Annotated in this window: 21 protein-coding genes and 1 pseudogene; 11 read left to right on the top strand and 11 right to left on the bottom strand. The window is 72.0% G+C overall.

Annotated features, from left to right (window positions below):
* Nucleotides 1-49: 49 nt before the first annotated feature.
* The 5 genes from EF387_RS01570 to EF387_RS01550 form a co-directional block, all read right to left on the bottom strand.
* Nucleotides 50-1,135, bottom strand: coding sequence for an endonuclease/exonuclease/phosphatase family protein (locus EF387_RS01570; RefSeq protein ID WP_128374614.1), 1,086 nt, complete (start codon nt 1,133-1,135; stop codon nt 50-52).
* 214 nt (nt 1,136-1,349) lie between these two features.
* A complete protein-coding gene (locus tag EF387_RS01565; protein ID WP_128374613.1) occupies nt 1,350-1,790 on the bottom strand; it encodes a hypothetical protein in 441 nt (146 codons plus the stop codon).
* Between the two features lie 264 nt (nt 1,791-2,054).
* Complete coding sequence (locus EF387_RS01560) at nt 2,055-2,678, bottom strand: SMI1/KNR4 family protein (protein WP_128374612.1); 624 nt, start codon at nt 2,676-2,678, stop codon at nt 2,055-2,057.
* Between the two features lie 71 nt (nt 2,679-2,749).
* Nucleotides 2,750-4,036 carry a PucR family transcriptional regulator gene (locus tag EF387_RS49330; protein ID WP_128374611.1) on the bottom strand — a complete coding sequence of 429 codons (1,287 nt, stop codon included), beginning with the start codon at nt 4,034-4,036 and terminating at the stop codon, nt 2,750-2,752.
* 104 nt (nt 4,037-4,140) lie between these two features.
* Entirely contained in the window at nt 4,141-5,838 is a 1,698-nt protein-coding gene (locus EF387_RS01550) for an MFS transporter (RefSeq protein ID WP_162467062.1), read from the bottom strand.
* Between the two features lie 225 nt (nt 5,839-6,063).
* Between EF387_RS01550 and EF387_RS01545 the strand changes: the two genes are divergently transcribed.
* The 6 genes and pseudogenes from EF387_RS01545 (at nt 6,064) to EF387_RS01520 (ending at nt 15,627) form a co-directional block, all read left to right on the top strand.
* Nucleotides 6,064-7,803 carry a fatty acyl-AMP ligase gene (locus EF387_RS01545; RefSeq protein WP_128374609.1) on the top strand — a complete coding sequence of 580 codons (1,740 nt, stop codon included), beginning with the start codon at nt 6,064-6,066 and terminating at the stop codon, nt 7,801-7,803.
* On the top strand, nt 7,800-11,945 hold the full coding sequence (locus tag EF387_RS01540) for a type I polyketide synthase (RefSeq protein ID WP_128374608.1): 4,146 nt from the start codon (nt 7,800-7,802) through the stop codon (nt 11,943-11,945). Before EF387_RS01545 ends, EF387_RS01540 begins: the two co-directional genes overlap by 4 nt.
* Nucleotides 11,946-11,971: 26 nt before the next feature.
* On the top strand, nt 11,972-12,976 hold the full coding sequence (locus tag EF387_RS01535; protein ID WP_128374607.1) for an alpha/beta hydrolase: 1,005 nt from the start codon (nt 11,972-11,974) through the stop codon (nt 12,974-12,976).
* A gap of 301 nt (nt 12,977-13,277) precedes the next feature.
* Nucleotides 13,278-14,585: a crotonyl-CoA carboxylase/reductase gene (ccrA, locus tag EF387_RS01530; RefSeq protein WP_128374606.1), complete on the top strand. Its 1,308-nt coding sequence runs from the start codon at nt 13,278-13,280 to the stop codon at nt 14,583-14,585.
* 208 nt (nt 14,586-14,793) lie between these two features.
* Nucleotides 14,794-15,014: pseudogene (locus EF387_RS47930) on the top strand (RNA-guided endonuclease TnpB family protein); the annotation flags it as partial.
* A 220-nt stretch (nt 15,015-15,234) separates the two neighbouring features.
* Nucleotides 15,235-15,627 carry a VOC family protein gene (locus tag EF387_RS01520; RefSeq protein ID WP_128374605.1) on the top strand — a complete coding sequence of 131 codons (393 nt, stop codon included), beginning with the start codon at nt 15,235-15,237 and terminating at the stop codon, nt 15,625-15,627.
* A gap of 61 nt (nt 15,628-15,688) precedes the next feature.
* Here the strand turns inward: EF387_RS01520 and EF387_RS01515 are convergent, their stop codons facing one another.
* From EF387_RS01515 to EF387_RS01505, 3 genes are all read right to left on the bottom strand, one after another.
* Complete coding sequence (locus EF387_RS01515; protein WP_162467067.1) at nt 15,689-16,144, bottom strand: peroxiredoxin; 456 nt, start codon at nt 16,142-16,144, stop codon at nt 15,689-15,691.
* 92 nt (nt 16,145-16,236) lie between these two features.
* On the bottom strand, nt 16,237-16,533 hold the full coding sequence (locus EF387_RS01510) for a DUF4235 domain-containing protein (RefSeq protein WP_128374603.1): 297 nt from the start codon (nt 16,531-16,533) through the stop codon (nt 16,237-16,239).
* A 135-nt stretch (nt 16,534-16,668) separates the two neighbouring features.
* Nucleotides 16,669-17,724, bottom strand: coding sequence for a glutathione S-transferase family protein (locus tag EF387_RS01505; RefSeq protein ID WP_128374602.1), 1,056 nt, complete (start codon nt 17,722-17,724; stop codon nt 16,669-16,671).
* A 379-nt stretch (nt 17,725-18,103) separates the two neighbouring features.
* Here EF387_RS01505 and EF387_RS01500 point away from each other — a divergent pair, with 379 nt between their 5' ends.
* Nucleotides 18,104-19,156, top strand: coding sequence for a cation diffusion facilitator family transporter (locus EF387_RS01500; protein WP_128374730.1), 1,053 nt, complete (start codon nt 18,104-18,106; stop codon nt 19,154-19,156).
* A 244-nt stretch (nt 19,157-19,400) separates the two neighbouring features.
* On the opposite strand, the gene EF387_RS01495 is transcribed toward EF387_RS01500, so the two are convergent.
* The gene (locus tag EF387_RS01495; protein WP_128374601.1) at nt 19,401-19,844 is read right to left on the bottom strand and encodes a nitroreductase family deazaflavin-dependent oxidoreductase; all 444 of its coding nucleotides are present in this window, start codon (nt 19,842-19,844) and stop codon (nt 19,401-19,403) included.
* Between the two features lie 229 nt (nt 19,845-20,073).
* Between EF387_RS01495 and EF387_RS01490 the strand changes: the two genes are divergently transcribed.
* The 3 genes from EF387_RS01490 to EF387_RS01480 are packed head-to-tail and all read left to right on the top strand — an operon-like array spanning nt 20,074 to nt 22,407.
* Nucleotides 20,074-21,258 (top strand): cytochrome P450, encoded by a 1,185-nt coding sequence (locus EF387_RS01490; protein WP_128374600.1) that lies wholly within the window; start codon nt 20,074-20,076, stop codon nt 21,256-21,258.
* Between the two features lie 8 nt (nt 21,259-21,266).
* Nucleotides 21,267-21,461, top strand: a complete 195-nt coding sequence (locus EF387_RS01485) for a ferredoxin (RefSeq protein ID WP_128374599.1) — start codon at nt 21,267-21,269, stop codon at nt 21,459-21,461.
* 46 nt (nt 21,462-21,507) lie between these two features.
* Nucleotides 21,508-22,407, top strand: coding sequence for an alpha/beta fold hydrolase (locus tag EF387_RS01480; protein ID WP_128374598.1), 900 nt, complete (start codon nt 21,508-21,510; stop codon nt 22,405-22,407).
* Nucleotides 22,408-22,526: 119 nt separating this feature from the next.
* Here the strand turns inward: EF387_RS01480 and EF387_RS01475 are convergent, their stop codons facing one another.
* Complete coding sequence (locus EF387_RS01475) at nt 22,527-23,405, bottom strand: phytanoyl-CoA dioxygenase family protein (protein WP_128374597.1); 879 nt, start codon at nt 23,403-23,405, stop codon at nt 22,527-22,529.
* 64 nt (nt 23,406-23,469) lie between these two features.
* Between EF387_RS01475 and EF387_RS01470 the strand changes: the two genes are divergently transcribed.
* Nucleotides 23,470-24,417 (top strand): helix-turn-helix domain-containing protein, encoded by a 948-nt coding sequence (locus EF387_RS01470; protein ID WP_128374596.1) that lies wholly within the window; start codon nt 23,470-23,472, stop codon nt 24,415-24,417.
* Here EF387_RS01470 and EF387_RS01465 read toward each other — a convergent pair.
* A complete protein-coding gene (locus EF387_RS01465; RefSeq protein ID WP_128374595.1) occupies nt 24,395-26,812 on the bottom strand; it encodes a SpoIIE family protein phosphatase in 2,418 nt (805 codons plus the stop codon). The two genes, EF387_RS01470 and EF387_RS01465, sit on opposite strands and share 23 nt — an antisense overlap.
* Nucleotides 26,813-26,928: the final 116 nt, after the last annotated feature.

Here is a 26,928-nt window from a genome sequence, read left to right as displayed (position 1 = left end):
CGGACGCAGAAGGGCGGTCGTCGATTCCGGGCGGCCGCCCTTCGGCATGTCAGTGTGTCAGCTTGATGTGAGCGGCGAGCGGCAGGTGATCGCTGCCGGTCGCCGGGAGCGTCCACAGGTCCGTGACGGTGGCCCCGCGGCCCAGGACCTGGTCGATGCGGGCGACGGGGAATGCCGTGGGCCAGCTGAACTCGAAAGCCTCGTCAGGGGAGAGCAGTTGTGAGGTGAGGGGGGTGAGACCACGGTCCCGTGGCGTTCCGTTGAGATCGCCCATAAGGATCACCGTGCCCGTCGTGTCCGCCGCGATGTGCTCGCCCAGCAGCGCCGCGCTCTCGTCGCGCCACCGTGTGTCGAAACCGTTGGCCGGCCTGATCCTGACCGAGGGCAGGTGTGCCACGTACACGGCGATGTCGCGCCGCGGAGCGATACGCACGGTCGCCCGGAGACCCCGGCTCCAATCCCCCTCCACCGTCTTGGGTTTGATGTCCGCCGCCACCGTGTCCACCAGCGGATACCGTGACCAGAGTCCGACGGTGCCGACGACGGCATGGTGCGGGTAGCGTGTTGTGAACGCGTCCTCGTAGGCGGACAGGGCGGGCTCGGTCAGTTCTTCGAGGGCGATGAGGTCGGGTCCGGCGGCGCTGATCGTCCGCGCGGTGTCCGACGGGTTCGCGTTCTCGTCGCTCGCGTTGTGCTGCACCACGGTCAGATCGTGTTGTGACGCCGCGGAGTCGTGAGGCAGCAGGGACGGGCCGTACTGGACGGCCCACACGACCACCGCGGTGAGGAGCGCGAGCAGGGCGATCGCCGAACGGCGCAGGACGGCCAGGGCGAGCAGCGGCGCGATCGTGACTCCGAGCCAGGGAAGGAAGTTCTCCACCAGGCTCCCCAGGTTCCAGACCGCGTTGGGCACCACGGAGGGGAACAGCAGGACGAGTGCAACCAGCAGGGCGCAGACGCCGGTAACGCGCCCGCGTGTCCACGCCGTTCGCCCCTTCACCTCTCGTTGCCGGCCCTCCCGCCGAAAGAGGCCGGCGCACCGCCGGGCCGAGTCTGCCTCGTCGCGCCCGGCTGTCGTGACGGTCCTCTTCCTGTCGGCGGCCTCCGTGCCGGACGGCGTGTCGTCGTCAGACATCCGAGGCAGCACCCACGCCCTCCGCCCGTCTCTGATCACCCATGTGCAGAGCGTACGTGCCGTCACTGATCTCGGGACCGCCCATCGACAGCTCCGCACACCGCACGAACTGGGCACGGCCGTCCTGCGGCGCACAAGCGGCCGGGCCCGCCGGAGCGGAAAGCTCCGGCGGGCCCACGCTTCTCCAGAGGTTGTCTCGACGGCGTCCCTCTGCTCAGAGACGGCCGCCGCTGAGTCGGGAGAGCGGTCCACGCTGCCTGAGACCCGCACGACGGCCCAGCGTGTAGGAGCAGAGGACCACAGTGGCGGTCCCCGCGCCGGCGGCGGCCGCCGCGACCTTCCTGGCCTTCAGGAGTGTCCAGGCCAGGCCGGCCTTTCCGACCGTCTGCCCGGCGGCCGACGCCACGGTGCCCTGCACCGTCCGCGCCGCTTCCCGGGCCTTCTCCGACGCCGCTCCGCCGAGGCCCGCCAGGACTTCCTTGCCGCCGCGTCCGGCTGCGCCCGCGGCGTCCCCGGCGTTCTTCACCGCCTCGCCACCGGCCTGCTGCGCCTTCTTCGCAGGTGCCGCGGCTCCTTCGGTCACGGTCTTCTTCGCCGCTCGCGCGTTCACGGTCGACGACTGTCCGTTCGGTGTCTTGTCGCTTGCTCCAGCCATACGGTTCGGATATCCGGCCCTGCGCTCGGCAAACGACGGATCGTCCGCCCCGAACCCACCGCAGCCGCCCCAGCCCCAGTGACCCAGCTCTACCGCAGGGGGCATCACCCTTGACGATCCCCATCCCGCCAAGGCCTCGGCCGAACCCTCGTGGGCGCCTTCCGAGCCCGGCGGGACCGGTTCCCGATCCTCCGGAAAGCAGCTCCACCGCTTCCCTCGCATCCGCACCCCCGGAGGTCACCTCCGGGGATGCGTCACGTGCGGTCACAGCGGTCCGTAGCGGCGCTGGAGTTCCGTCATGTCCCAGACCACCGACACCTCGTCCCACTCCGCATCCGCGTCCTCCCAGTCCAAGAATCCGTCCTCGTCCGTAGTGAGCACCCAGTCCAGCAGATCCGTGACGGACCCTTCGGACAGTGCCCGTGCGGTCCAGCTCAGCAGGGAATCCAGGGACAGGTACTGAAGCCCGTCGTCGAACCGGCCACCGTCATCGTGGGAGTGCCGGCCGAGACGGCCTGACCTCTCGCCCGGTGCCGTCTCCACGAACAGCGAATCCCCGGCGCCGTTGGAGGCAAGAGGCAACCAGGACGACTGCCAGTAACGCGATGACCCGGGCAGGCCCGGCAGCGTCAAGCGGATCCGAAGCCCGTAGTCCTCCGCTATCCGAGCCGCGCCGAGCAGGCCGTAGTTGCCCGGCAGCAGACATTCCGGCGAACCGTCGTGACGAGCCAGCGACGCCACCACGTCCGGGGGAAAATCGATCCCGCACGCGCGTTCCGCCGCACGGATCGCCTCGGCGCTCGCGGCAGGCGGCAACGACGCGTACGCCGCCTGCGCATGCTCGCGCAGCCACTCCTCGATCCGTGACCACGAAGTGTCAATCGTCATGCGGCCATGGTCGTCCGGAGGAAGGCCCGGGCGCCAGAGGCTTCGACGTGCCGGCCCCCGAGCCGCTGTCGTCAGGGCGACGCCTGCGGCGGGCCGACCGCCCGGGACCGCAGTTGCAGCCCGCGCAGCGCCAGTTGCATCTCGAACTGGACCGTCGTGTCGTGGAGCCGGGCGCCGAAGAGCTGGTCCAGTTGGCGCAGGCGGTAGCGGACCGTCTGGGGGTGGACCCCCAGACGGGCGGCCACCTCGCTCGCGTTGTGGCCGCACTCCAGCCAGCTCAGCAGGGTTTCGGCCAGACGCTCGCGCTGAGGGGAACGCATCGTGTCCAGCGGACCCAGCCGGCGTTCGGCGAGGGCGTCCACCAGCGCCTCGTCCCGGAACAACAACAGCGTGGCCAGATGGTCCTGACAAAGAATCAGGTCGTCGTCGGGGAGGAGGCCGCGGCGGGCGAGGTCCAGCGCCTGCGTCGCCCACCGCAGGGACCGCGCCCCCTCGTGGAGGTGCACCGTCGGGCCCATCGCCGCCCGCAGCCCGTGCAGGGCGCCCGCCACCGCCCGCGCCCGGCCGGGCCCCTCGGGGTCGGGCACCACCAGGATCGACGGCTGGACGTCGAAGCGAGCCAGGAACTCCGGAGGCACGATGGGACGCGCCGCGGGGTCGGGCGCGTGCTCCACGACCACCACGGCGAGCGATCGCGGCACGTTCCACTGCACGGTGTACGCCAGATCGCTGATCGCCTCCGCCGAGGCCGGGGGATCGACCGTGAGCAGGTCGATCAACCGGGTGCGCCGCTGCTGGAGTTCACCCGCGGCGTGCAGCCGCGCCTCCGTGTAGCCCGCGGTCGTGGCCGCCGCCATCTCGTCCAGGTGCAGGAACAGCGCCTCGCCGAAGACCGCGAGCACCTTGCGTGGCAGCAACTCCGCGTCGACCAGCGCGTTGATCCGGCGCCAGGTCACCCGCGCCCCCAGTCGCAGCGCAGCCTGGAACGCGTCGAGGCTGCGCCCCTCCACGGCCTCACCGCGGCCGATGCGCTGGTACGTCGCCTTGATCGGCTGCCAGTCGGTGTCCGGCTGCGCCATCCGCGCCAGGAACCCCTGCAGCGCGTGCTCGACACCCCGGCGCACCACCTGCATGTACGTGTCGTCCATCGGACGCGCGTACTCCGGGATCTCCGTCCTGATCGCCCGTACGACCTCTTCCGTGATGTCGGCGAAGAACGGTCTGAGATGGTCGTGCAGTCCGGGCGGGAAGGCCTGGAACGGGCCGTCCGGCTCGGCGTCGGAGTGCCGGGGTGGGGCGGCCGGCTCGTCGGGGTGCGTCCTGGTGCCGTTGACGACGGATGTGCGGAATCCGTTCAACGCGGCGGCTCCCTCCTGCGTGGGGTACAGGGGAACTCGTGAAGATACCGGGAGTGGATGGAGTGCGGCTCGTCCTTCCCTGACAGATCCGACCGGTCGGATCGTCACTTCATGACAGTCCGGACGCCCGTGCGGCTCCCACGAGCCACGACACGCCGATGCCGGCCACGACGCCGAAGTGCCAGAAGGGTGACGAGCGCACCCGCCAGCACACAGCCCGCCGCGAGCCGCAGCCCGTCGTCGTAACCGTCCAGGAACGCCACGCGCGGATCGGCGCCCTCGGCGAGCGCGGCGCGCTCACGCCGGGTCAGCACCACCCCGACCAGCACCACGCCGAACACCCCGGAGACCTCCCGCGCCGCGCTCACCAGCCCCGTCGCGATCCCCGTGTCCGCGGCCGGCACACCGGCCAGACAGCGCACGGTCAGGGGCGTGGTCAGCGCCGACCCCACGCCGATGAGCACCAGCCCCGGCTGTAGGTCCCAGTACCCGGCGCGCAGCCCCGTCCCCGACACGTACACCAGGCCCACCGCCACCAGCGCGAGTCCCGCCGCGATCGACACATGCGCTCCGAGCTCTCTCGCGGCCCGCTCCGCGAGCGGGGTGCACAGCAGCAGTGCCCCCGCCAGAGGCAGGAACGCCAGTCCCGCCCGGGTGGGCGAGAACCCGAGTACCCGCTGGAGATAGAGCGCGGTGAAGAAGAAGACACCGTTGACGCCGATGCCCCACAACACCTGGGCGACCACCCCGCCGCTGAGGAACCGGTCCCGTAGCAGTCCGAGCCGGACGAGCGGTCGCGCGGTCCGGTACTCCACGACGACGAACGCGAGCGCGGCCCCCGCGGCAGCACCGAGCGGGACGGACTGCCCGCCGAAGCCGTGCTCGCCGCCCCGTACGAGGGCGTGCGTGAGGAGGGAGAGGGCCAGCACGGAGAGGACCACCCCGGGCAGGTCGAGACCGCCGCCGCGAACCACGGACCGCAGCGGGGCCGCCGGGACTGCCGCCACATCCGGGCCCGTCGCGGGCCCTGGTTGCTCCTGGACTGTCGCGGGCTCTGGTTGCTCGTGGACTGTCGCGGGCTCTGGTTGCTCGTGGACTGTCGCGGGCTCTGGTTGCTTGTGGACTGTCGCGGGCTCTGGTTGTTTGTGGACCGCCGCGGGCCCCGATCGCTCGCGTACCGCCGTCGGCCCCGGTCGCTCCTGGACCGTCACCGCCCCAGATTGCTCCTGGACCGCCGTGGGTCCCGACCGCCCCGGGACCGCCGGGACGAGCCCCAGTGCCACCACGCCGAAGGGCACGTTCAGTGCGAACACCCACTCCCAGCCCCACCGCTGGGTGACAAAGCCGCCGACGAGCGGACCGAGCGCCAGTGCGACGGCGAGCGCCGCCGTCCACAGTCCCACCGCCGTCGACCGCTGCCGAGCGGGCAGGTCCGCCGCGACCACCGCCAGCGCGGCGGGCACCATCAGCGCCGCCCCCACGCCCTGAACGGCCCGCGCGGCGATCAGCACACCGCCCGTCCCGGCCAGCGCCGAGGCCCCCGACGCCAGGGTGAACACCACGATCCCGGCCGCCAGCACCGGGCGCCGGCCCAGCAGATCGGTCAGCCGCCCGCCCGGCAGCAGCAGCGCCCCGAAGCTCAGCACATAACTCGTGGCCACCCACTCCAACTCGGGGACGCTCAAGCCGAACGCACGCTGCACGGTGGGCAGCGCGACATTGACGACGGTGTTGTCCAGCGTCGTGACGAACCCCGTCAGCGTGAGCAGGGCCGGTAGTGCGCATCCCCGCACACGTCCCATCGGTCGCTCCCTCCACCGGTCGTGGCAGGGATTGTCATCGGCGTGAAGCCACCCCCGCTGCGCCCCGGGCCGCCGAATCGCCGGCCCGGGTTTGTCAGCGCGCTGACTAAGGACCGGGCCCGATCTGTCAACACGTCCTCTAACTCCATCGGCGTCCCACGACGGAACCTGGTGTACCACCCACCGGGGAACCCCCATATCGCCCTGATGAGTTGGAGCCGCTCCATGACTTCCGCCAGGCCCCCCGCCGAACCGCTGCTGACGGACCATCTGCGGCACTGGGCCGGACACCGGCCACGGCAACGTGCCTTCAGCCACGTCGAGTTCCCCGACCCCGCGTCGGACGGGGTGCACCGCACCCTCGGCTGGCGCGCTCTGGACAGCCGTGCCAGAGCCGTCGCCGAACGGCTCACGACGGTCGCCGGGCCCGGTGACCGGGCCGCGCTGGTGCTGCCCCAGGGCCTCGACTACGTCGCCGCGTTTCTCGGCTGTCTCTACGCCGGCGTGGTCGCCGTACCCCTGTTCGCGCCGGGGATCCCGGCCCATGAGGGACGACTGGCGGCCGTGCTGGAGGACTGCGAACCGGCCTGCCTGCTCTCCGACTTCTCCGCCGCCGGAGCCGTCCGCTCCTTCCTGCGGGAGCACCACCTCGCGGACGCCCCCGTCGTACTCGTCGACCAACTCCCGGACGCGCCCGGCGAGTCGGCCGAGCCGGCGCCCCGCCCGGAGCCGGACGACATCGCCTACCTCCAGTACACCTCGGGCTCCACCCGCGTCCCGGCCGGTGTCATGATCAGTCACGCCAATGTGGTCGCCAATGCCCGCCAGGCCATCGACGCGTTCGTCGCCGACCCCGACCCGGGCGCCACCACCACCGTCGGCTGGCTGCCGCTGTTCCACGACATGGGACTCGTGCTCAGTGTGGCCGCCCCCGTCGTCGGCGGCTTCGGCTCCGTCCTCATGGACCCCGTCGCCTTCCTGGAGAACCCGGCCCGCTGGCTGCGCCTGCTCGGCTCCTACGACGGCACCATCAGCGCCGCGCCCAACTTCGCCTACGACTACTGCGTCTCCCGAACCGACCCCGACCTCGTCGACGAACTGCGCCTGGAGCGGGTCCGCGTACTGATCAACGGCAGCGAACCCGTACGCCCCGGCACCGTCGAACGCTTCCGGACCGCGTTCGAGCCCGCCGGACTCGCCCCCGAGACGCACTGCCCCGCCTACGGACTGGCCGAGGCGACCGTGTTCGTGACGGCCGACCCCACGGCCCGGGTCCCCTCGACACTGGCCTGCGACCCGGACGCCCTGTCCCACGGCCACGTCGTGGCCCGGGACCCGGCGGACCCGGACGCGGCCGTGCTCGTCTCCTGCGGCGCGCCCGTCGGGCAGGAGCTGCGGATCGCCGGCACCAGCGGAGAGGCGCTGCCGGAAGGGCAGGTGGGCGAGATCCAGGTCCGCGGCCCCAACATCGGACGCGGCTACTGGAAACGCTCCGCGCTGTCGGCCGAGATGTTCGCCGCCGACGGGCAGGGGCGAGGCGGCTGGCTGCGCACCGGGGACCTCGGCGTGCTCCACGACGGCCGGCTCTTCGTCACCGGACGGCTGAAGGACGTGATCATCGTGGACGGCCGCAACCACTATCCGCAGGACATCGAGGAGACCGTACAGAGCGCCGCCGGGCTGGTCCGGCGGGACCGGCTCGCCGCCTTCGGCGTGAGCAGCCCGGACGGTACGGGGGAGAAACTCGTCGTGGTCGCGGAGTACCGGCGCGATGCCATGCCGACCCCCGAGGACGCCTGGGACGCGGAGCGCACGGTACGGGCCGCGGTCTCCGCACGGCACGGGCTGCGGCTCGGCACCCTGATGCTGGTTCCACCGGGATCGGTGCCTCGCACCAGCAGCGGGAAGGTGGCCCGGGCCGCGAGCCGGGCACGCTACCTCGCCGGCGGGTTCGGGCGACGATGAGCGAGACCCGAGCCGAGACAGGCTCCGGCCCTCACCCACGACCGCATCGAGCGGACGCCACCCGAGACCCCCTCGCCCTACGCACCCGGATCAGGGCCGCGATCACCGAACGGCTGGGCGCCTGGTACGCCTTGCAGCCGCAACAGATCGCCGACGACCGGCCGTTGGCGGAGCTGGGGCTGACCTCGCGGGACGCGATCGCGCTGACGTCGGCGCTCGGCGAACTCGCCGGCCGGCGGCTCCCCGTCACGCTGCTGTGGGAAGCGCCGACCATCGACGCGGTGGTGCGACGCATCACCGAGGGCGAGACCCGCCCGACGAGCCGGTCGGCGCGGCCGAACGCCCGGGACGAGGCGGACGGTTCACCCGTGGGCGGCATCGGCTCCCCGGTGGCCGTGATCGGAGTCGGCTGCCGCTTCCCCGGCGGAGCCGACTCCCCGGAAGCCTACTGGCGGCTCCTCCGCGAGGGGCGGGACGCCGTCGGCACCCTGCCGCCGGGGCGGTGGACCGAGGTCCCGGACGGCGTCAGCGAACACGGGGGGTTCCTCACCGAGGACCAAGTCGCCGGATTCGACGCCGAGTTCTTCGGCATCGCCGCCCAAGAGGCCACCGCCATGGACCCCCAGCACCGGATGCTCCTGGAGGTCACCCGCGAGGCCCTCGACCACGCCGCGCTGCCCGTGCCCGGGCTGGCCGGCACCCGCACCGGCGTGTTCGTCGGCATCAGCGGCAACGAGTACGCACATCTCACCGCGGCAGCCCCCGACGCGTGGACGGCCACCGGCGCGGCGCTCGGCGTCGCCGCGGGCCGGGTCTCCTACGCCCTGGACCTGCGCGGACCGAGCCTCGCCGTGGACACCGCCTGCTCGTCGTCACTGGTCGCCGTCCACCACGCGGTACGCAGCCTGACGACCGGTGAGAGCGACACCGCCCTCGCCGCCGGGGTGAACCTGCTGCTGACCCCCGCGATCACCCTGAGCTTCCAGCAGGTGGGCGCCCTCGCGCCGGACGGCCGGTGCAAGGCCTTCGACGCGGCGGCCGACGGTATCGTCCGCGGCGAGGGCTGCGGAGTCGTCGTCCTCAAACGCCTGGCCGACGCCGAACGCGACGGCGACCGCGTCCTCGCGGTGATCCGCGGCACGGCCGTCAACTCCGACGGCCGCTCCAACGGACTGACCGCCCCCAACGCCGAGGCACAGCGGGCGCTGCTCGCCGAGGCGCACACCGACCCCGCCACCGTCGACTACGTCGAGGCCCACGGCACCGGCACCGCGCTCGGCGACCCCATCGAGGCGGGCGCCCTCGGCGCGGTCCTCGGCCGGGGCCGCGGCCCCGACCGGCCCCTCCTCGTCGGCTCCGCCAAGACCAACCTCGGGCACCTGGAGGCCGCCGCGGGCATCGCCGGCCTGATCAAAACGGTCCTGGCCCTGCACCACGGCGAGCTACCACCCCAACTGCACTTCACCCGGCCCGGCCCGCACGCCGACCTCGACGCCCTCGGACTGCGGGTGGTCACCTCCGCCGAACCCTGGCCCCGCTACTCCGGCACCGCCACGGCCGGCGTGTCGGCGTTCGGGTTCGGCGGCACCAACGCCCATGTCGTCCTGTCCGAACACCGCTCGCCACGGCGCCCCAGCGGGCGGGACACCCGCCCCGCACTGCTGCTCCTGGACGGCCCGACCGAGGACCGCGTGCGCTCGTACGCGGGCCGACTCGCCGCATGGCTCCCCGACCGGCCCCGTGTCCGCGACGAGGACCTGGCGCGCACCCTCGCCGGACGCACCGGACGGGGACGCCACCGGGCCGCGCTGGTCACCCGGGACCGTACCGAGACCGTGACCGCGCTCGCCCGTCTCGCCACGGGCGAGCCGTCCCCGCACCTCGTCACCGGCTCGGGGGTGACGGGCGGGCCGGGACCGGTGTGGGTGTTCTCCGGATACGGATCCCAGTGGCCCGGCATGGGGCGCGGGCTCCTCACCGCCGAGCCGGAGTTCGCGGCTGCCGTCGACCGGCTGGAGCCGCTGCTGACGGAACACGCGGGCGTATCGCTGCACGCCGGACTGCGACCGGACGCCGACCTGTCCTCCACCGCCGTCGTCATGCCGGTGCTCTACGGGATCCAGCTCGCGCTGGCCGCGCTGTGGCGGTCCTACGGAGCGGAGCCCGCCGCCGTCGTCGGGCACTCGCTGGGAGAAATCGCCGCGGCGGTGGTCTCGGGCGCGCTGGACGCGGAGACGGGCGCCCGGATCGTCGCCGTACGGTCACGACTGCTGGCCCGGCTGACGGGCGGGGCGATGGCGGTCGTGGACCGCTCCGCGGCCGAAGTCGCCGCCCTGGCGGACGAGTTCGGCTCACTCGAAGTCGCCGTGCACGCCTCACCCCGGCAGAGCGTGGTGACCGGTTCCGCGAAGGACGTGGCGGGGCTCGTCGCCCGGGTGACCGAGGAAGGCGGATTCGGACGGTCCCTGCGCGTGACGGGAGCCGGCCACTCACCCGAAGTCGAGCCGCTGCTCGGGGAGTTCGCGTCCGGGATCGACGTGGTGCCGTACGCTGTCCCGCACTGCCGACGGTACTCGACCGTGCTGGACGATCCCCGAGGCGACGATCCCTGCGACACCGCCTACTGGACGGCCAACATGCGCCGACCGGTGCGCTTCGCGCAGGCGGTGCGCGCGGCGGCCCAGGACGGTCACCGCGTGTTCGTCGAAGTCGCCCCGCACGGAACGCAGTTGCACCCGCTGCGGGAGACACTCGGCGGCGACGCGCTGATCGTTCCGACCCTGCGCAGGGACACCGACGACGCTCTGACCTTCCGTACGGCACTGGCCACGCTGCTCGTGAACGGGGTCCGGGCGCCCGGCCTGCGGGAAACGCTGCACCCGCGAGGACGCGTCGTGGACGTGCCCGGCCCACCGTGGCGGCACCGGAGGTTCTGGGCGGGGGAGCGACCGGCCCCCGCCGCCCCCGCCCCCGTCACGTCGGCGCCCTCAGCCGCGGTGGGCGGGCGTGGGCGCGACGCAGGTCCGCTGGAGCGGCTGCGCCGCTGTGTGGCCGAGGTCATGGGATACAGCCCCGAACGCGTCGATCCCGACACACCGTTGACCGATCTGGGACTCGACTCGCTGACCGCCGTACGGATCCGGGGCGAGGTGGAACGCGAGTTCGGGGTGGTCCTCGAGGCGGGGGCCCTGCTGCGGCAGGGGACACTGCGCGCGGTGGCCGGGCTGCTGACCACACCCCCCGCCGCCCCGTCGTGCAGCAGCTCCCGCCTTCGCTCGGACAGGGCGGAGCCCCAGACCGCGCGGCCCGCCCGTCGGGCGGGCGACGGGAGAGTGACGACAGGACCTGGCGCCCTCCGGTCCCTGCCGGCGAACGGCTCCGGTACGCCCCTGTACCTCGCCCACGCAGCCGGCGGATCGTGCGATGTCTACCGGCGACTGGCCGAACGGCTCGACGGGCAGCGGCCCTTGTTCGGGTTCGACCGCCGACGGGAACTGGACGAGGTCGGCGAGCGGGCCGCGGAGTTCGCCGGACTGATCCGGCAGCAGCGGCCGGGCGGGCCGTGGGCGGTGGGTGGCTGGTCCTACGGTGGAGTGCTCGCGCAGGAGACCGCGCGACTGCTCTCCGCCCACGGCACCGTGTCCGCGCTCGTGCTCGTCGACTCCGTGCTGCCCCTGCCCACCGAGCTCACCCCGGCACAGACCGCACGGCGGCACTTCGAGGGGTTCGCCGCGTACGTCGAGCGGACGTACGGAGTCCCGTTGCGGCTCCCGTACGACCAACTCGACACCCTCGACGACGCCGGCCGGGTCGACCTGGTGCTGAAACTGCTCGGGGAGGCCGTCGAACTGCCGGCCTCCGTGGTCGAGCACCAGCGCACCTCGTACCTCGATCTGCGTAGTGGGGAACGCCACCGGCCGGGCCCCTACCCGGGCCGAACCCTGCTCTACCGGGCCAGCGAACCCGCCCCGCACACCGTGCGCGACCCCCGTTACGAGCGCGACGACGCCACGCTCGGCTGGGACGCCCATTGCGCCGACCTCACCGTCAGCCCGCTGCCCGGCCACCATCTCTCGCTCCTCGACCCGCCGGTCGTCGACACGCTCGCGCGCCTGCTGACCCGCGATCTGCGCATCGCCTGAAGCCCCTGAGACAAGGACCCGCCCCCATGCCCACACGTCGCCTCCGACTGGTCGTCCTGGCCGCCACCACCGCCCTGCTCGGCACCACCGGACTCGCCGCCCCGCCCGCGGCAGCCGTGCCCGCCTCGCCCGTGGCCACCGCGTCCGGCGTCGTCGCCGCCGACGGAGCCCGCATCGTCGCGGAGAAGTGGCTCGACGCCCGTACCGTCGACCTGACCGTCAGCTCCCCGGCCGTCGGCGCCGACGTGCCCGTCCGGGTCGTCCTGCCGACGAACTTCGCCACGCGGCCCAGCCGCACCTGGCCGGTTCTCCACCTCCTCCAGGGCGCCCACGACGACTACACGTCCTGGACCCGTGAGACCGACATCGTCTCCTTCACCGCGGACAAGGACGTGCTGACCGTGATGCCCTCCTCCGGGCCCACCGGCATCCCCACCGACTGGTGGAACCACGGCAGACCCGACTCACCGGACTACGAGACCTTCCAGGTCACCGAGCTGCCGCAGGTGCTCCAGCCGAGGTTCCGGGCGGGCACCAAGCGTGTCGTCGCGGGCGTGTCGACGGGCGGTTACGGCGCCGTCGCGTTCGCCGCGCGGCACCCCGGAACGTTCGCGGCGGCGGCCTCGTACAGCGGGATTCTCCACACCACAGCGCTGGGCATGCCGACGGTCCTGAACGCCATCGTCGCCCGCGAACTGCTGTCACCGATCACGCTGTGGGGCAGCCCGCTGCTCCAGCGGGACAACTGGACCCGCCACAACCCCTACGCGCAGGCCGCGAATCTGGCCGGAACCCGGCTGTATCTCTCCCAGGGCAGCGGACTGCCCGGCGGCGCACCCGGCAACCTCGAAGGCGCGTTCCTGGAAGCCGCCCTGTGGAGCCAGGCGCACCGGTTCGCCGACCGGCTGAGCGCCCTCGGCATCCCGGCGCAGGTGCACTTCTACCGCGGCGGCGCGCACGCCTGGCCGAACTGGCAGGGCGAGTTCAAGGCCTCCTGGCCGATGCTCGCCGCGGGTCTCGGCCTGAGCTGACCCCCACCCGCACGCTCCGCGTGTCGCCCCTAGGACCTGTCCGGGGTTGTGTTCTGGGCTCGCGGGGCGTGGCACGCACTCCCCCAAGTTCTCGGCTTCGCTCGAACAGGGGACCCCATGCCGCGTTGCCGAAACGCCCTAGTAGCTCCTCCCCCACTCTCGGCTTCGCTCGAACGGGGGCACCCCCACCGAGGGCCTTCCGGCGCCTCGCGATCGCACGCACCACGCCCCGCTCCCTGATCCAGATCACAACCCCAGACAGGACCCAGGCGCACGAGAGCGAACCCGAGGAGGAAAGACCATGGACGCGCTGGCCGAGGCCGTGGTGGCGGGAGCCACCGGCGCCGAACTCGAGCGGCTTCCCCTGCCCGACGCCTACACCGCCGCCCATCTGCGGATCGAGGACGTCGGCTGTTTCACCGGATTCGCCAGGGGCGCCGACACGGACGTCCGCAAGACGATCCACGTCGGTACCGTGCCGATGCCCGAACTCGCCCCGAACGAGGTCGTGGTGGCGGTCATGGCGAGCGGCATCAACTACAACACGGTGTGGTCGGCGATGTTCGAGCCGATCCCGACCTTCACCTTCCTGAGGCAGTTCGCCCGCCAGGACCGGTGGGCGGCCCGGCACGACCTGCCCCACCACGTCGTGGGCTCCGACGCGGCCGGCGTCATCGTGCGCACGGGGCCCGGGGTGCGGAAGTGGCGGGTCGGCGACCATGTCGTGGTGAGCCCGGTCTACGTGGACGAGGAGGACCCGGCGACCCACGCCGACGGCATGCTGGGCGCGGGCCAGCTCGCCTGGGGTTTCGAGACCAACTTCGGTGGCCTCGCCCACTACAGCGTGGTCCGCAGCAGCCAGCTCCTCCCCAAACCGACCCACTTGACCTGGGAGGAGGCCGCCGCGAACCCGCTGTGCGCCGGGACCGCGTACCGCATGCTGGTCAGCGACCGGGGCGCCCGGATGACCCAGGGCGATGTGGTGCTGATCTGGGGCGCGGCCGGCGGACTCGGCGCGTACGCCGTGCAGTTGGTGCGCGGCGGCGGCGGGATACCCGTCGGTGTCGTCAGCAGTGCGGAAAAAGCCGAGTACGCACGGCGGTTGGGGTGCCACACGGTCATCGACCGGGCGGAGATCGGACTCACCGGGGACGCGCCCGCGGACCCCGCCACGGTCGGCAAGCGGCTCGGGAAGCGCATCCGTGCCGCGGTGGGTGAGGACCCGCACATCGTCTTCGAGCACGTCGGCCGGGCCACGTTCGGCGTTTCCGTCTTCGTCGTCCGCCGTGGCGGCACGGTCGTCACCTGCGGCTCCAGCAGCGGCTACCAGCACGAGTTCGACAACCGCTACCTCTGGATGCGGCTCAAACGGGTCATCGGCAGTCACGGCGCCAATCTCCACGAACAGGCCGCCGTGGGACGCCTGCTGTCGCTGGGCCACCTCGCTCCGGCGCTCTCCGTGACCTATCCGCTCGCGGAGACAGCCGAGGCCGCGCGCCTCGTACAGAACAACGCCCACCTGGGCAAGGTCGGGGTACTCGCCCTGGCAGCGTCGACCGGCCTGGGCGTCACCGACCCGGAGCGGCGCACCCGGCTGCCGGCCGGGTGAAGCCTCCCTCCGGTGGCCCAGCCCCCCCCCGCGAGCGCCCATGCGTCCTGGCCCCCCGCCGGTGCTCCGGCGGCCCAGCACCCCTGAGGCGCGGAGCGCCGCTACTGCGGTCAGGCACCGTCGGGGTGATGCGAACGTGCGTGCCTGTGGTGGCTGGTTGGGGTGGCGGCCGCTGGATCGGGGTACGGGTGTGCGGCGGTCGTGCGCGTCCAAGGCCGTACACCTGCACAACAAGGCGACCGGTCAGAAGGCCACGTGCGGCCCGGCCCAGCTCGACAAGATGCTGACCGAAGCCCGGCGGAGGACGCCGTGGTTACGTGAGAGCTCGTCGGTTCCCCAGCAGCAGATCGTCCGTTGATCGTCCGTGACTTCGGACGCTCCCGTGCCAAGGCGCACAAGGAAATCACAGCGGGCTTGTCCATGGCGCGCGACGAGACTGCCCAGGGGGCGAACGATCCATCCTGTGACCCGAGCAACTTCTGAGACTGCTGTGACAGGTTGGGTCACCGGAGCGGGGCCACCGGTTCTTCGCCAAGTGGCTCCCCGACGGGTCAACTGACGCCTGCCCGCAAGTGGTTGGCGGACGCGTGATCCGCAGCCGCCGGGGTACCCGGGGGAGTACCCATTACCAGATCCCCAGGGAGACGTCATGCCGCTCGTCACCACGGCCGTCGTGGTTCTGGACTGCGCCGAACCCGAGAGGCTGGCCGGGTTCTACAAGGAACTGCTGGAGACCGACGAGACGGAGGCGACCGCGAACCGAGTGGAGATCAAGGGAGACGACGGCACCCGCTTGGCCTTCCGCCGGGACGTGAACGCCACTCCGCCGAGCTGGCCACGTCCGGAGAACTCCCTCCAGGTCCATCTGGACTTCCTCGTCGAGGACCTCGACGAGGCCGAGCGCAGGGTCGTCAGCCTCGGCGGACGCCCGCTCACCACCAGGGACGCGGACGGCCCCTTCGAGGAGCGTGGTTTCGCCGACCCCGCCGGGCACTCCTTCACCATGCGGTGCGTACGCCCGACGGCCCCCAAGCAGGGCTGACCACGCACCGACAACGGCCGGACCCCGGGACGGGGACCGGCCGTCATGTGCCGGCCGGCCCTCAGGCCTTCGCGGTACGCAGTGCCGCGAGGGCGCGGTCGGCGTGGACGCTCATCTTCACTTCACTGCGCACCACTTCGAGGACCTTGCGGTCCTGCCCGATGACGAAGGTGACGCGCCGGGTGGGCAGGACCGAGAAACCGCGCTTCACACCGAACCGCTCGCGGATGGTGCCGTCCGGGTCGGACAGCAGCGGGTAACCGAGCGAGTGCTTCTGAGTGAACGCCTGCTGCTTCTCCACCGCGTCACCGCTGATGCCCACCGGGCGTCCGCCGGCGGCCGCGAACTCCGCGGCCAGATCGCGGAAATGGCACGCTTCGGCGGTGCAACCGGGGGAGAGGGCTGCCGGGTAGAAGAAGAGCACGACCGGACCTTCGGCCAACAGGCCGGAGAGCTGCCGGAGTCGGCCGGTCTCGTCCGGCAGCTCGAAGTCCTCGACGACGTCGCCCACCTCTATGTGGTTCTTCACTGCCCGGCTCCCTGGCTCCCTGACCGCGCGCCCGACGCGCCGACGGTTGAAGCCCAACCCTACTGGCCCGCATGGCCCGTTCAGTCGCGCCCTCCCTTCTCCTGCGCGGGCCACACGCCCGTCGAACGCTCGATGGCCGTCGCGCCCCCACGATCGACCGCGCTGCGGACGACGGCGAAGATGGCCCCCTGCACGGCCGCCGCGAGCAACACCTCACCCCACCCCCGGTCCCGGTCCAGGGCGTCCGGCGCGTCCTCCTCGTGCCGCAGCGCCTTCCACGTCGCCTGGAAGGCGAGCCCGGCCAGCGCCCCGCTCGCCCATCCCAGGAGGAAACCGATGGGTTTGTAGGCGAGGGGTAGCTTCCTCTTCTTGCGCATGGCGTTCTCCTTTGCCTCTCCGCAGCAGACCCGGTGGTGCACCGGATGTCATGGCTTATATGACTTTTGTTCTGTTGTGCGCAGGATATGCGTGGGATGCGCGATGCACGATCTTCAGGTGCACTGCGCTCGCCCTCACGGTTGCGGGGCCGCCCGCCCGGACGGCGGGACCTCCTCACCCCGTACTTCCGGGCCCGGCGGTGTGCCGTCCCCGAACGGCCGCCCTCCGAGGTCCTCCCGGCCGTGGGGTGTCAGCCAGCCCGCCGTATCCGGTCCGAGCGGCACGATGCCGGACGGGTTGATGCCGGTGTGCACCCGGTAGTAGTGCCGCTTGATGTGGTCGAAGTCGACCGTGTCACCGAAGCCGGGCGTCTGGAAGAGATCGCGTGCGTACCCCCACAGGACCGGGTCCTCGGTCAGCTTCCACCGGTTGCACTTGAAGTGGCCGTGGTAGACGGCGTCGAACCTGACCAGGGTGGTGAAGAGCCGGATGTCCGCCTCGGTGACGGTGTCACCGACCAGGTAGCGCCGGTCGGCCAGCCGCCGCGAGAGCAGTTCCAGCCGGCGGAAGAGCCCGGCGCAGGCCTCCTCGTACTCCTCCTGGCCGGTCGCGAAGCCTGCCCGGTACACCCCGTTGTTCACGTCCTCGTACACATCCCGCATGACCTCGTCGATCTCGTCCCGCAGCCGTTCGGGGTACAGGTCGGGCGCGCCCGGCCGGTGCAGCGCCGTCCACTCGGTGGCGAGGTCCAGGGTGAGCTGCTGGTAGTCGTTGGTGACCAGCCGGCCGCTGGGTACGTCCACGATCGCCGGCACACTCACCCCGTCGGGGTGGCCCGGCTCGCGGGCCTCGTACGCCTCGCCGAGGAAGCGGATGCCCAGCACCGGGTCGCGGCCGTCCGGGTCCAGGGTGAACCGCCAGCTCCGGTCGTCCTGGATCGGATCCGCGATCGCCATCGACAGGGCGTCCTCCAGGCCCAGCAGCCGTCGTGAGATCACCGCGCGGCTCGCCCAGGGGCAGGCCCGGCTGACGACCAGCCGGTAGCGCCCGGGCTCGACCGTCCAGCCGTCGCGGCCGTCCGCGGTGATCCGGTCCTTGAAGTGGCTCTCGGACCGCTTGAAGGGCGTCCTGCCGAGTGCGGCGTTGCCCGTGTCGTCGATGTCTCCCTCGTGGCCCAGCTCTTCGGCCATGGCCGCGCTCCTTCCCGTGCGTACAGCAGTGCGAGTTCCCTCATCCGCCCACTTCTGTCCGCCTGCGTCCGGTCGTTTTGTGTCATGCGCCGAACCCGGGGCAACCGCCGGGAGTGAGCCGTTCGACCTCGCACCAGCGAGCCAGGCGAAAGGGAGCAGCCGCGTGGAGGGGGGACCCTGCGTGGACCGGAAGAACCACGAGAAGACAAGGACACACGGCAAGCGCCCGCCCCACCCGGCGCGTACCGCGAGGGAGCCGTCCCCGGTCGGGGAGAACCGTGTGGCTGTGAAGCCGTCCGATGGCGACGCGGAGGCGTGCCCGGTGGTGGAAGGCGGTGGCGCGGGGGAGGCGTCCCAGGGCGACGCGGAGGCGTGCCAGGTGGCGGAAGGCGGTGGCGCGGGGGAGGCGCGTGCCGAGCGGAAGGCCAGGGCGGACCGGAAGACCCGGGTCACCGTGCTCGTCGCACTGGGGGCCAATCTGGTGATCGCCGCGGCCAAGGCCGTCGGCGGGTACATCACGGGGTCGCCCGCGCTGCTCTCGGAGGCGGCGCACTCGGTGGCCGACAGTCTCAACGAGGTCTTCCTGCTCGCGGCCCTGCACCGCAGCCGCCGCCCCGCCGACAGCCGCCACCCCTTCGGCTACGGCAAGGAGCGGTTCTTCTGGTCGCTCCTCGCGGCCGTGGGCATCTTCGTGATGGGCGGCTGCTTCTCCTTCTTCCAGGGCTTCGAAGCCCTCACCAGAGGCGCACGCGATGCGCAGAGCGGCTACGTGGCCGGTCTGATCGTCCTGGGCGTGGCCTTCGCCGCCGAGGGTGGCTCCCTCCTCAGGGCCCTGTACCAGGCCCGCAGGCAGGGCAGCGGAGTTCGGGACCCCGCCCTGCGGACTGTGCTCGCCGAGGACGGAACCGCCGTGCTGGGCGTCACGCTCGCCTTCGCCGGTATGACGCTGCACATGGTGACGGGCCAGGTCGTCTGGGAGGCCGGCGCCTCGTTCGCGATCGGCGCGCTGCTCGTCTTCGTCGCCTACCGGCTGGGTGCCGACGCCCGTGAGCAGCTCATCGGCCAGGCGGCCGACCCGGAGCCGAGCCGCCGGATTCGCGCCCTGCTGGCGGCACAACCCGAGATCGACAACGTGGAGTCACTGCTGACCATGCAATTGGGCCTTGACTCCACCCTGGTGGCGGCGCGCGTGGACCTGAGGCCCGGCCTGGACAGCGAGGAGGTCGAACTCGTCTCCGAACGCATCAAGAGATCCGTCGCCCAGGTCGTCCCGGAGGCCGACCAGATCTTCCTCGACGTCACCGAGGCGCCGGCCGACCAGAGTGACCGCCCGCAGGCAGGGACGGGCCGCCGGGCCGGGCAACGCGGTGAGCATGACGCAGACGACCGGGACGTTCAGGGTGAGAACAGCTCACCGCGATTGGCCGAATAAAGGCAGGTGTGACCTCGCGTTCGCGGGGCACCCGATACGTGGGCCCCGCCGCGTTCCCCCGTCGCGGCGGGGCCCGCTGCGTCGGCTCGGAGATTCGGTGCCCCTCCCAACCCCGCCGGTGTTGGGAGGGGCACCGAATCTCCGAGCCGTGGGCACTAACCCGCAGGCACTCAGCCGCGGGCGCCCTCAGGCGCCCCCTCGGCCCGGTGGGGCGCCGTCGACGCGACCCTCGGCCCGGCCCCGCTCAGTCCTGGGCGACCGGCTCCAGCACGAACACCGGAATCTCGCGATCGGTCTTCGTCTGGTAGTCCGCATAGTCGGGATACGCCGCCACGGCGCGCTCCCACCACAGGGCCTTCTCCTCGCCCTTCACCTCACGGGCGATCATGTCCTTGCGGTCCGTGCCGTCCTGGAGTTCCACATGAGGGTCGGCGACGACGTTGTAGTACCAGACCGGGTTCTTGGGCGCGCCGCCGAGCGAGGCCACGGCGGCGTAGCGGCCGTCGTGCTCCACCCGCATCAGCGGCGTCTTGCGGAGCTTGCCGGTCTTGGCGCCCCGGGTCGTGAGGAGTATGACGGGCATGCCCCGCATGGTCATCCCCTGCGTCCCGCCGGACTTTTCGATCTGTTCGACCTGGTTGCGTACCCAGTCCGTCGGACTCGGCTCGTACTCACCTTCGAGCGGCATGTCCAATCTCCCGTCCTCGTAACCGACTTCGGCAACCTGCTCAACACGACGTACCGCCGGAATCATCCGCCACCGCGGCGGCGGACCCGACACCGGGCCCGGTCCGAGCGAACGGGTTCGGCCAGATCCGTCGTTCGGTGGATCTGGCCGAACTTCGTGGTGGCCCCGCAGTTGCCTCCGGCATCTAATGAAGATCGGCAAGTGGACCCTTCGCCTGCGAGGTCATTTCATGACGGAGCCCGTCACCTTCCCTCAGGACCGAACCTGCCCCTACCACCCGCCCACCGGCTACGACCCGCTGTCCCGCCCCCTCTCCCGGATCACGCTCTACGACGGCCGCGAGGTCTGGGTCGTCACCGGCCACACCGAGGCCCGCGAACTCCTCGTCGACCAGCGGCTGTCGTCCCGCCGGGACCACCCCGGCTTCCCGATGACCACCGCCCGCTTCGCCGGGATCCGCGACCGCCGCACCGCGCTGCTCGGCGTGGACGATCCCGAGCACAACACCCAGCGGCGCATGCTGATCCCGAGCTTCACCCTCAAACGGACCGCGTCGCTTCGGCCACAGATCCAGGCGACGGTCGACCACCTGCTGGACACGATGGAGGCCCAGGGCCCGCCCGCAGAACTGGTGAGCGCCTTCGCACTGCCCGTGCCGTCGATGGTGATCTGCGCCCTGCTCGGCGTCCCGTACACCGACCACGACTTCTTCGAGGCCCAGTCACGCCGGCTGCTGCGCGGGCCGAGCGCCGCGGACGCGGAGGACGCCCGGGACCAGCTCGAGGGGTACCTCGGTGAGTTGATCGACCGCAAGGAGAAGGACCCCGGCGAAGGTCTGCTGGACGAACTGATCCACGACCAGCTGCGCGAGGGCCGGGTGGACCGCGACGAACTGGCGACCCTGGCCCTGGTCCTGCTGGTCGCCGGACACGAGACGACCGCGAACATGATCTCCCTCGGCACCTACACTCTGCTGCGTCACCCCGAGCAGCTGACCGAACTGCGCGCCGACCCCACCCTGATGCCCACCGCCGTGGAGGAACTGCTGCGGTTCCTCTCCATCGCCGACGGTCTGCTGCGCGTGGCCACCGAGGACATCGAGATCGCGGGCACGACGATCCGCGCCGACGAGGGCGTCGTCTTCTCGACCTCCGTCATCAACCGGGACGACGGCATGTTCCCGGAGCCGGACAGCCTCGACTGGCACCGCCCGGCCCGCCACCACGTGGCCTTCGGCTTCGGTATCCACCAGTGCCTCGGCCAGAACCTGGCCCGGGCCGAGATGGAGATCGCCCTGCACACACTGTTCAGCCGCCTCCCGGGCCTCCGGCTGGCCGCACCCGCCGACGACATCCCCTTCAAACCGGGCGACACGATCCAGGGCATGCTCGAACTCCCGGTCACCTGGGGCTGAGGGCCGCCATGCACATCGACATCGACAAAGAACTCTGCATCGGCGCCGGCCAGTGCGCCCTGACCGCGCCGAAGACGTTCACCCAGGACGACGACGGCATCAGCGAGGTCCTGCCGGGCCGCGAGGAGGGCGGCGGGGACCCGCTGCTGCGGGAGGCGGCCCGCGCCTGCCCGGTCGGCGCGATCCACCTCACCGACACCTGAACACACTCGCCCCCGCTCACCCGCCCCCGCGATTACTGTCGGAACCATGACCCGCGATCGCTTCTCCCTGGCCACACACGACCACGGCGGTGACGGCCCACCCCTGGTGCTGCTGCACGGAGCGGGCCGCACCCTCGCCGACTGGGCCGCCGTCGGTCCGCTGCTCGCGGCCCGCCACCGCGTGCTCGCCGTCGACCTGCGTGCCCACGGACGTTCCCCGTCCGGCCCCTGGAACTTCCCGGCGGTCCTGGGCGACCTCGAAACGACGCTCGACGAGCACGGTGTGCCCGGCGCCCTACCGGTCGGGCACTCGCTGGGCGGCATGGTCGCCGTCCAGTACGCCCTGGCCCACCCGGACCGCACGCCGGGCGCGGTGAACCTGGACGGCTTCGGCTGGGGACGGCCCGAGCAGTACGTGGGGCTCGACGCGAAGTACGTCGAGGAACGGCTGACCGAGGTGAGGGAGTTGGCGGCCGGGTCGCAGGGGCCCGTCCTGCCGGTCGACGGACTGAAGACCATTCTCGCCCAGCAGCGGGCGATGTCCGACCAGTTGAACATCCCGTACGAGCTGTTGGAGGCGGGCGTCCTGCGCTCTCTCCGGGAACGCGCCGACGGCCGGCTGGAGATCCGTCCCGACCGCGAACACGGTATGCAGATGCTCGCCGCGATGGACGCGCTCGACCCCTTCGCACTGTTCCGGGAGATGACCGGACCACTGCTGCTGGGCCGAGCGCTGCGTCCGGTTCCCTCGATGCCCGGGATGGAGTGGTTCGACGAGCTGATGTCGGCTTACGCCCAGGGGCTGGCCCGGGACCTCGACCGGCTCCGCGGCGTCGCGGACGTGGAGGTCGTGGAGATCGACGGGACGCACGCGATGCTGCTGGAGAACCCCCGCGCGGTGGCCGACGCGATCCTGGGCTTCACCGGCCGGATCCACATGGCCTGAAACACCGAGCACCAGGCGCCCGCAGCCGCCGGCCCCAGGAAAACCCAGGCAAGACAGGGCAGGTCCAGGCAATCCCTGGCAAACCCAGGGGAAGCCCGGGCAAGCCCAGCGCCCAGCGCTCAGTGCGGACCCGTCGCGCCCTCGGTCCCGAACTCCGTACCGCACGGCCCGGCACCTTCGCTCTCCCGCAGCGGCACCGGCTCACCGCCCATCGTCAGCGTCCGGTAGAAGCGTCCGATGCGCTCCGTGGAGCGGCCGACGTAGTGGCCGATGTACGAGCGGCGGAAGCGGTCGGCACTGCGGTTGGGACCGGAGCCGTGGACGAGGCTGCCGTTGAAGAACAGGACATCGCCCGGCTCCATGTCGACCGGTACCGGATTGAGCCCGGGCGGCGGCGGAACGTACTCGCGGGCGAACGACAGCTCCTCGTCGGCGAGTTCCGGGCAGAACACGTCCATGCGATGGGTACCCGGGACCACCTCCAGCCCACCGTTCTCACGGTCGATGACATCGCAGGCGATCCAGGCGGCGACACATGTCCCGGGCTCCACCCGCAGATAGAAGTTGTCCTGGTGCAGAGCCTGCCCGCGGGCGCCCGGCGGCTTGAAGTAGAACATGCTCTGCGCCGCCAGCACCTCCTCGCCCAGCAGGAGTTCGAGAATGTCGCGCAACCGCGGTTCGAGGAGGTAGCGCAGGGCCAGGGCGTTGATCCGGTGCGGGTGCATCACCCGGGGGTGGCGGTGCAGCGGATCGGTGGGCCCGGATGTCTCACTCGCCCGCGGTTCGAAGTGCCCGGGAATCGGTCCGCCCGCGTGGAGTGCCGCGAACTCGGCGCACAGCCCGTCGATCTCGTCCCTGCCGAACAGCCCACGCGCCACCGTGTAACCGTCCTTCTCGAAGCCCCGCACGATGACGTCCCCGACGCCGGTGACGTCCCTGCCCGTGACGTCGCCGTCCCTGACGTCCGTGTCCTCGGCGCCCCTGCCCGTGACTGTCATCCGACCGTCCCTTCTCACCGGTGTCGCGTCTGCCTCACGCTAGGCCGAAGCGCCTGACGGGAGGATGCCTGTGCGTGCTGAGGATTTGCCCGAGCCTGCTGTTCCGTCCCCGCCGCCCGGCCTGGTGACCGTCGGCCGCTTCGACCAGCGCACCGGATACCGCGTCAACCGGCCAAGGGGATCGGACAGTTGGCTTCTCACCTGGACCACCGGCGGGCGGGGGCTGCTGATTCAGGGCACGGCCCGGACCCTGGCGCACCCCGGTGACCTGGTCGTCCTCGGCCCCGGTGTCCCGCATCGCTACACCGTGGCGCCCTCGGCGGACCGCTGGACGTTCTGGTGGGTGCACTGCCAGGTCCGGTCGTCGTGGACGGGCTGGCTGCGGCCCTACGAGATCACCGACCGGCTCTACACGACCGGCCCCGTCCGCGGCCCGGACCGGGTCGAGTCCGCGTTCCGCCGGATGCTCGGGGACGCGCGGTGGACGGGGGACGGCGTGCCACCGGAACCGGAGGGCGCCCAGCCCAGCCCGGACGGCCGGGGCCGGGTGGCTGTCGCGCACGGGGCCGCGGCGCGTGAGCTGGCCCTCTGCTCACTGGAGGAGGTCGTCCTGCTCGCCACTGCCCGTGCGGAGCCGAGGCGGCCCGGCGTCGACGCCCGGGTGCGCCGGGCGGAGGCGCTGATCGAGGCGGATCCGGGCGCCCCGCACACAGTGCGGTCGCTGGCCGAGGGCGTCGCCCTCTCACCGTCGCGGTTCGCCCACCTCTTCACCGAACAGCTGGGCCGGTCCCCGATGCGGGCCCTGCGCGACGCCCGGCTGCTGCACGCCGCCCGGCTGCTGGAGGCCACCGACCTCCCGGTGGAACGGGTCGCGGCGGCGTCCGGGTTCACCAGTCCGTTCCACTTCAACCGGGTCTTCCGGGAGCGCTACGGAATGCCGCCGGGCGCATACCGGACCCGGTCGACAGCACCGTCGCGGGACTCCGTACTCACCCCTCCCCACCCACGGTGATCTCCGCCCAGATGGTCTTGCCCTCCGCCGTGTGCCGGCTCCCCCAGCGATGGGTCAGCTGGGCCACCAGAAGCAGCCCCCGGCCGCCCTCGTCATAGGTCTTCGCGCGGCGCATGTGCGGGGCCGCGCCGCTGGCGTCGGAGACCTCGCAGATCAGGGTGGTGGCGTCGTGGAGCAGCCGGAGCACGATCGGCGGGGAGCCGTGCACGATCGCGTTGGTGACCAGTTCACTGACCACCAGTTCCACGACGAACGACGCCTCGCTCAGCCCCCAGTCGTCGAGTTGCGCGAGCACCGACCGCCGGGTTCCCGCCACGAGCGAGGGGTCGGCGGCGATGGTCCACGTGGCCACTTGGCAGGCCGGAAGCCCGCGGGTGCGGGCGAGCAGCAGCGCGACGTCGTCGGCTGCGCCGGTCGGCGGGAGGAGCGTCTGGACGACCTCGTGGCAGGCGTCGTCGAGGGAGCCCGCGCCCTGCGCCAGGGTCCGGCTCAGCAACCGCCGGCTCGCGTCGATGTCGCGCTCCCGGCTCTCGATCAACCCGTCGGTGTACAGGGCGAGTACGGTCCCCTCGGGCAGATCCAGTTCCGCGGACTCGAAGGGCAGGCCGCCGAGGCCCAGCGGCGGCCCGGCCGGCAGGTCGATCTCCTGCGGCTCCCGGCCGGGCACCAGCATGACCGGCGGGGGATGGCCGGCCCGCGCGAAGGAGCACTGCCGCGACACCGGGTCGTAGACCGCGTACAGGCAGGTGGCGCCGACCTCGCCGGGGAAGCCGTCATCCCCGGCCTCGTGGGAGAGCCGCACCACCAGATCGTCCAGGTGCGTCAGGAGTTCGTCCGGTGCCAGATCGACGTCGGCGAGCGTGCGCACCGCCGTGCGCAGCCGCCCCATGGTGGCCGATGCCTGCACCCCGTGTCCGACGACGTCACCGACGACCATCGCCACCCGCATTCCGGACAGCGGAATGACGTCGAACCAGTCGCCGCCCACCCCTGCCTGCGCCGCGGGCAGATAGCGTGAGGCCGCCTCCAGCGCGGGCAGCGGCGGCAGCGTCTGGGGCAGCAGGCTGCGCTGCAGGGCGAGCGCGGTCTCCCGTTCCCGTGAGTAGCGGCGGGCGTTGTCGATGCAGACCCCGGCCCTGGCGGTGACCTCTTCGGCGAGCAGGACGTCATCGGTGGTGAAGGGGTCGGGGCGCCGGAACCGGGTGAGGACGGCGACCCCCAGGGTCGCCCCGCGGGCCCGGATCGGCACCGACATCGTGCTGTGGACGCCTGGTTCCTCCGCTGTGGCGTGGCGTGTCTCGTCCCGGTCGAGCCATTCGGCGAGCATGTCGGCCGGATCCTCGGTCACGAGGGTCCGGTCGGCCACCAGGCACGCCGCATGGGGCGAGGCGGCGGGGTAGCTGTCCACGTGTCCGTCCTTGACCACCGCCTCCGGGCTTCCCGGGGTCACCGACTGGTGTGCGGCGCGGCGGAGCACGACCGGCGCGGTCAGCGGCGGTGTCGGCGGTTCCTCGCTCAGGGCCAGATGCTCGACGAGGTCGATGCTGACGAAGTCGGCGAGGGCGGGAACGCACACATCGGCCAGTTCCTGCGCGGTCCGGGAGATGTCGAGGGTGCTGCCGATGCGGACGCTCGCCTCGTTGACCAATTGCAGCCGGCGGCGGGCCAGCGTGTGTTCGGTGATGTCGTGGGCGGCCAGGCAGACGCCGATCACCCGGCCGTCGCCGTCGGTCAGCGGCGTTATCCGTGCGGACCAGTCGTGTTCGCGCTGCTCGCCCCCGGTGCGCAGAAACGTTTCTATGTCCAGCCGTTTGCCGGTGTCGAGCACCTGCCGCACATACCGTTCCAGCTCGGCGCTCTGCGGTTTGCCCCCGATCTCGGAGAGCCGCAGCCCCCGGATGCGCTCCTCCGGGAGGCCGATCGTCCCCGCCATCGCCCGGTTGACCCAGCGCAGCCGCAACCGCTCGTCGTAGACCACCAGGGAGCAGGGGGACTCCTCCATGGCCGCCGTCGTCAGGACGTCGCCCGGAACCAGCGGGCCGGGGTCCTCCAGGGGGGTGACGATCAGCCAGTCGCCCTCGTCCGGTCTGCGGTGCACGAGCACCCACACGGACACGTCCCGGCCGTCACGATGCCGCAGCAGTACGGTGCCGCCCCAGGGACTGGCATCGGGAACGAACCCCTTCGTTCCGGCCAATAAGCGGGCCGCGGGGCGGCCCACCACCTGGCGGGGCGTGTAGCCGAGCAGCCGCCGGGCCCCCTCGTTCCATTCGAGTACGCGGCCGTCACCCGAGACGACCGCCCGTGCCGTGGCGGCCTCGGCGGCCTCGGCGGCCTTGGTTGCCTGGTCCAGGGCTCCGGGGCCGTCACCGGTCGTGTCCACGTGGCTGCTCATCGTCGCGGGTTCCGTTCCGAGCGCGGGGTGGCCCAGCCTAGTCCTTGGTGGCGGGCCTCACCCCGAGAGGCGCGGCATACGTGACGGACGGTTGTGGTGGCGTGTGCGGAAGTGAC

This window comes from Streptomyces cavernae (assembly GCF_004023625.1).
GTDB classification, from domain to species: domain Bacteria; phylum Actinomycetota; class Actinomycetes; order Streptomycetales; family Streptomycetaceae; genus Streptomyces; species Streptomyces cavernae.
Note: the sequence above shows the minus strand (reverse complement) of the source record. Positions and strands in the feature narration are given on the sequence as shown.